Source organism: Ammoniphilus soli (genome assembly GCF_040813775.1).
In genome coordinates, this window is sequence record NZ_JBEGDL010000079.1 from 1 (window position 1) to 6,115 (window position 6,115).

At 48.6% G+C, this 6,115-nt stretch carries 5 protein-coding genes and 1 pseudogene; all 6 read right to left on the reverse strand.

The window, feature by feature from the left end:
• Window positions 1-77: 77 nt before the first annotated feature.
• A complete protein-coding gene (locus ABLT31_RS37865; RefSeq protein WP_367760890.1) occupies window positions 78-1,112 on the reverse strand; it encodes a zinc-dependent alcohol dehydrogenase in 1,035 nt (344 codons plus the stop codon).
• 14 nt (window positions 1,113-1,126) lie between these two features.
• Window positions 1,127-1,627, reverse strand: a complete 501-nt coding sequence (locus ABLT31_RS37870) for an NAD(P)/FAD-dependent oxidoreductase (RefSeq protein WP_367760894.1) — start codon at window positions 1,625-1,627, stop codon at window positions 1,127-1,129.
• A pseudogene (locus tag ABLT31_RS37875) lies at window positions 1,604-2,508 on the reverse strand (dihydrolipoyl dehydrogenase family protein); the annotation flags it as partial. The gene ABLT31_RS37870 and the pseudogene ABLT31_RS37875, both read right to left, overlap by 24 nt.
• 9 nt (window positions 2,509-2,517) lie before the next feature.
• Window positions 2,518-3,849, reverse strand: a complete 1,332-nt coding sequence (locus ABLT31_RS37880; protein WP_367760891.1) for a dihydrolipoamide acetyltransferase family protein — start codon at window positions 3,847-3,849, stop codon at window positions 2,518-2,520.
• Window positions 3,850-3,867: 18 nt separating this feature from the next.
• Window positions 3,868-4,848: an alpha-ketoacid dehydrogenase subunit beta gene (locus tag ABLT31_RS37885; protein WP_367760892.1), complete on the reverse strand. Its 981-nt coding sequence runs from the start codon at window positions 4,846-4,848 to the stop codon at window positions 3,868-3,870.
• 24 nt (window positions 4,849-4,872) lie between these two features.
• On the reverse strand, window positions 4,873-5,856 hold the full coding sequence (locus ABLT31_RS37890) for a thiamine pyrophosphate-dependent dehydrogenase E1 component subunit alpha (RefSeq protein WP_367760893.1): 984 nt from the start codon (window positions 5,854-5,856) through the stop codon (window positions 4,873-4,875).
• Window positions 5,857-6,115: the final 259 nt, after the last annotated feature.

Consider the following 6,115-nt stretch of genomic DNA (forward strand, 5'->3'; position numbering starts at 1 on the left):
GATGCCATCGATGATTCGGGTAATCTTTTTTATAACCTCCATAGGATCCCTCCTCTTTCCACTGATTCCAGTCAAATTTATAGGTCATAAAACATAAGAACTTTTCCGCTTTGTTTGGTCTCGCAAAGATCAAATCCTTCTCTCCACCGGCTTAAGGGGATTTTATGGGTAATCAGGGGAGCGAGATCGACCGTTCCTTGGGCCAGGATCTTCATCACTCGTTCCCACGTACGTAAGGAATGCCCTCCGCTGCCATAAACCTGGAGTCCCTTATATAGAAGATCGTCAAAATGAATCGTGATTTCTTGTCCGACAATACCCACTTGCACGTATTTGCCCCTCTTTTTCAAAACCTTCAGACAAGCGGAAACAGATGGAGCCGCTCCGGCACATTCGACGGCAATATCCACTCCCTTTCCATTGGTTTCATGATCGATCGCTGCATCTAGATCTTCCACGCTGACATCAATCACTCGATCGGCTCCCATTTTTTTCGCCAAATCGAGTCTCATCGAATCAGCGCCTGTACCGGCTACGATGATCTTTGTGCCTTTCGTTCGCAATAGCGCTACGCATATTAGCCCGATAGGGCCTGGTCCGGACACAAGAACGGTGTCTCCGACTCTAATATCCGTCAGTTCTTCAATCGCTTGCACCACAACTGCTAAAGGCTCCGAAAGGGCGGCTTCCTCAAAAGAGAGGTGATCAGGAATTTTATAAACCATGTCTTCCTTCACAACGGCGTATTGGGTAAAGCAACCATCAAGTCCGATTCCCATCCCCTTCCGGTCCTCACAGAACCAGTAATATCCCAATCTGCAATATTCGCACGAACGGCAGGTGCCAGCATTAGAGGGCAAGACAGCTACCCTGTCACCCGGCTTTACTTTCGTGATCTTTCTTCCCACTTCGGAGACGACGCCCGAAAACTCATGTCCTAGAATCACAGGGGGGCTATGCTTAAAGGTGTCATGGGAAATATGAAGATCTGTCCCGCAAATTCCGGCATATTTGACCTCAACTTTAACCGTATCGGGCATACACTCCGGCTCTGGAACATCCATCCATTCCAGATTTCCTTTACCCGGCTTCACTTTAACAAGCGCTTTCATCAGGTTGCCTCCCCTTATTTGTGAATCGCCTTACCCAGCCATGATGCGGCCGCTTCATAAATCGTTTCCGAAAGCGCAGGGTGCGGATGGATCATTTTGCTCAGTTCCTCTACGGTTCCTTCCAGATAAATAAACGCCGAGGCTTCTGAAATCATTTCCGTAACATGAGGACCAACCATAACCACTCCAAGAATTTCCCCATATTTCTCCTCGGCAATAATTTTTACGAACCCCTCCCGCTCATCCATCGCAAGCGCTTTGCCGTTTCCTGCAAAAGGATAGGTGGCTGCCTTTACCGCGTATCCCTGTTCCTTCGCCTCCTTCTCCGATAAACCTACACTCGCTATTTCAGGGAGCGTATAGACGCATCGCGGAACTACCCTGTAATCGATCTCTTCATGAATATTTGCCGCGTTTGCCGCCGCTACCAATCCTTCGGCGCTGGCCGTATGAGCCAGCTGCCATCCTCCATTCATATCGCCCACGGCATATATTCCTGGAATGCTGGTTTCCATCTGTTTATTTACCGACACATAAGGACCATTCATTTCCAAAGATAATTCGGTCACGGCAGAAAGATTCGGTTTTCTGCCAACCGCTACCAATAGTGCATCAGCAACGAGGACCTCCAATTCCCCGGACGGCGTTTGGATGGTAACCCATTTCTCCTTCCCTTTCTGCTTTAAGGCTTGCACCTTCGAGCTCGTCAGGATGCTAATCCCCTTTTCCTGTAAGGATTGATGCAAGACGTCGGCGACATCAGGAGATTCACTCGGAACGATGTTTTTGCCATCTCGACAATCGTCACGCGAACATGAAGACTGGCGAAAATACAAGCAAACTCAACACCAATAATCCCACCCCCAATAATCACGATCGATTGGGGAATTTCCCTCATATCAAAGATGGTATCGCTTGTATAGACCTCCGTCTCTTCCACTCCCGGAAAAGACGGAACAAAAGGAGAGGACCCTGTAGCCAATATGACACTTCTGGCCGTTAGCTGATCTGTTCGTTCCCCGGCTCGAACGGTGATGGTTCGATCAGCATGAACGGTACCCATGCCTTGGTACACATCAATTTTTCCTGCCCTTAAAAGAGAGGCTATACCATTTCGAAGGCGCTTAATTACCTGGTCTTTGCGCGCCATCATCTTTTCGAGCGAAAAACTCATTTCCCCTGTTTCGATACCCCAGCTTTTCGCTTGTTGAATCTGATGGATCACTTCTGCGTGCCGGAGGAGAGTTTTGGAAGGTATACACCCTCGATTTAAACAAGTTCCTCCTAATTGATCCGCTTCCACTAAGGCAACCGAGCATCCGAGCTTGGCGGCGCGGATCGCGGCGACATACCCCCCAGGTCCTCCTCCAATCACTGCCACATCATAAGTTTTCATTTTTTCTCCTTATGCCAAGACTTGGTATGGATTTTCTAGAAGTTCTTTTAAGTCAGTCAAGAAAGCGGCTGCAGGAGCCCCGTCAATGATCCTATGGTCAAAGGACAGGCTAAGGGTCATCATCGGGCGCAGTTGAATGACGCCGTCCACCCCTACTGCTTTTTCTTGAATGCGTCCCACGCCGAGAATGGCTGACTCCGGCTGATTGATGACCGGGGTGAAGGCATCCACAGCGTACATCCCCAAATTGCTGATCGTAAACGTTCCGCCTGTCATTTGTTCGGGCTTTAATTTACCCTCACGGGCTAACGAACCCAAGCCCTTGCACTCTTCCGTTAAGGTCCTGAGGCCTTTCTCGTCTGAATTCCTCACAACGGGTACCACCAACCCCTGGGGAACGGAAACGGCCAGGCCTATATTCACCTGGGGATTTAGGAAGATATACTCATCCTTTAGGGTTGCGTTAACCATGGGATGCCTGCGTAGAGTATGGGCAACGAATTTCACCAGAATCACCGTATAGGACAGACGGTATCCCGTTTGCTTTTCAATCACGGGAAGAAGTTCTTTTCTAAGATCCGTACAGCGGAGCATATCCACTTCGCTAACTAATGTCACATGAGGAGCCGTGTTGACACTTTGAACCATCCTCTGAGCGATGACCTTGCGAATGCCTTCCATTTTTATTCTTTCAGGCAAGACAGATGCCGCTTCCGTTTGCGGAAACCTCTGTTCCTTCCGTACATCATCGCGAACAATCTTTCCATTTACCCCTGATCCGTTAACCTCTGCCAGATCGATTTGGTTTTCCGCTGCGATCTTGCGGGCTAATGGCGTGGCCTTGACTGGTTTTTGATTCTCTTCGATAAAGGAATAGATATCCCTGCGGTGAATGCGTCCGTTTGGTCCTGTTCCTTTGACCTGATGAAGGTCTATCCCTCTCATGTCCGCAAGAATTCTCGCAGCCGGTGTTCTTCTCGGTTTAGTTGCCAAAGGGTCCAATGGATCGGCTTCTGCCGCCCCTCCTGCCCGCTCTTGGCTGACCGGGAATGGGCCCGAACTAACCATCTCGGTTTGCTGCGAGAATTCCTGTATATCTTCTCCGGCTTTCCCTATATACGCGATAACTTGATGGACCGGAATCACCTCATCCGCTTGGCTTAATACTTTCAACAGGATCCCATTCGATTCGGCTTCAAGCTCCATACTAATCTTATCTGTCATAATTTCTAGAAGCGGTTCACCTTTCACTACCGGATTCCCTTCTTCTTTGAACCATTTCAAAATAGTCCCGCTTTCCATGGTTGCTCCTACCTTGGGCATCAGCACTTGTTCAGCCAATCCAGATCCCCCCTTCTATCATCTGATTACGGTAGATTTTATTGCTTGAACGATATCTTCGACCTGTGGCACAGCCTTTTTCTCAAGTATGGGATTAGATGGCATGGGAACCGGCAGGCCTCCCAAGCGAACGATAGGTGCATCCAAATAATCGAATGCATCGCTTTCAGCAATTAAACTGGCGATTTCTGCCCCATATCCCCCCCGTTTTACTGCCTCATAAACCACAACTACTCGTCCCGTCTTCTTTACCGAGTTAAGAATCGTGTCCTTATCTAAAGGAACCAGAGTGCGCGGATCAACAACCTCCACGCTAATTCCTTCTTGTTCAAGCTGCTTGGCCGCCTCAAGGGATCTATGTACCATGATGGAAGTGGCGATTACCGTGACATCACTTCCTTTTCTCTTAACATCCGCCTTCCCTAAGGGGATCGAATAGGCCTCCTCGGGGACATCCCCCTTTACTCCATAAAGAAGCTTATGCTCATAAAACATAACAGGGTTATCATCATCCATTGCAGCTTTCATTAATCCTTTCGCATCATAAGGGGTCGAAGGCTGCACTACTTTCAAACCGGGTATATGGGCCATCCAGGCCTCCAGGCTTTGCGAGTGCTGTGCGGCAAAGCCGGCTCCGGAACCGCCTGGAGTTCGAAGTACAAGCGGAACCTTTCCCTTCCCGCCAAACATGTAACGGAGCTTGGCTGCTTGATTGACAATATTATCTGTAGCAATCGTTATGAAATCCGAAAATTGAAGGTCAATGATAGGACGCATGCCCATCAGGGCAGCACCAACGGCACATCCGCTTAATGCCGCTTCCGATATAGGGGTATTGCGCACGCGTTCAGAACCAAATTCCTCAATCATCCCATTGGTAAGTCCAAATGGCCCGCCGTAGATCCCAACGTCTTCCCCCATAATGAAAACATCTTCATTGACTCGCATCTCCTGGCACATGGCTTCCCGGACTGCTTCCATATAAGTAAGCTCTCTCATTTTAATGCACCTCCACTTCCCAATTTAAGCGTAAACATCATCTTCTAGTGTCTCTAGAGCCGGCATGGGACTATTTTCGGCAAATTCTACCGCTTCCTCTACCACTTTGCTTACCCTATCTTGGATAGCCTTGTAGTCTTCTTCCGTTATGATTCCGTCATCCATTAACTTATTGCGGAATAGCATAATGGGGTCTTTTTCATTTCTCCAATACATTTCCTCTTCACGGGTTCTATATTTTCTGGCATCGCTACGCGAATGGCCCCTCCACCGATACGTCTGCGCTTCAATGAGCGTCGGCCCTTCCCCCCTGCGGGCCCGATCGGCAGCTTCTTTGACCGTCTCCATGATTTCGAACAGATTATTTCCGTCGATAACCTTTCCGGGGATTCCATAAGACGAGGCTCGATCGGAAATATGATCGATATTGATCATTTCTTTTACTGACCCGGACATGCCATACTGATTATTCTCACAGAAAAAAATGACGGGAAGATCCCAAATAGAGGCCAGGTTTAAAGCTTCATGAAAAGCGCCCTCATTGGTTGCCCCATCCCCGAAAAAGCAAAGCACGACATAGCCAAGCTTCTTCATCTTTGAAGCAAGTGCTGCACCTGTGGCCAGCGGAAGCCCCGCGGCCACGATTCCGTTAGCTCCTAGATTGCCTTTGTCCAGATCCGCGATATGCATGGAGCCGCCTTTCCCTTTACAGTAGCCGGTCACGCGGCCTAAGAGCTCAGCCATCATCCGGTTAATCTCCATGCCTTTCGCAATCGCATGGCCATGTCCCCTATGGGTGCTCAGAATCTTGTCATGCTCCTCCAAGACCGCGCAGGCGCCAACTGCTGTCGCTTCCTGACCGATGCATAAGTGCATGGTTCCGTGGATTCTTCCCTGTTGGAACAACTTTTCTACTCTCTCTTCAAATAATCGAATCAGCTCCATTTGGTAGAGCAGATCTATTAGGTTTTCTTTTTTCATCGAAGAGGTATTCGACGTTTCTATCATTTTTATTCCCCTCCCTAATACGTCTTTCTTTTGGATTCCAAGCCCCGGATACATGAGAAACTTTTAATTCTTTAAGCAATAGGGCCCGCAAGGACCCTATTATCGTTATTCGACTATTTTTTGTCAGGTATAATTAAGTTGTTGCCGAATCCCCAATCTCCTTGCATATCCCGATATCGGGCATAATTCTCCAAATACTCCTGCTGGCTTTTCCATACGCGGTCAAAATCAGGATTTTCCGAGGCCAGCTTGCTCATGA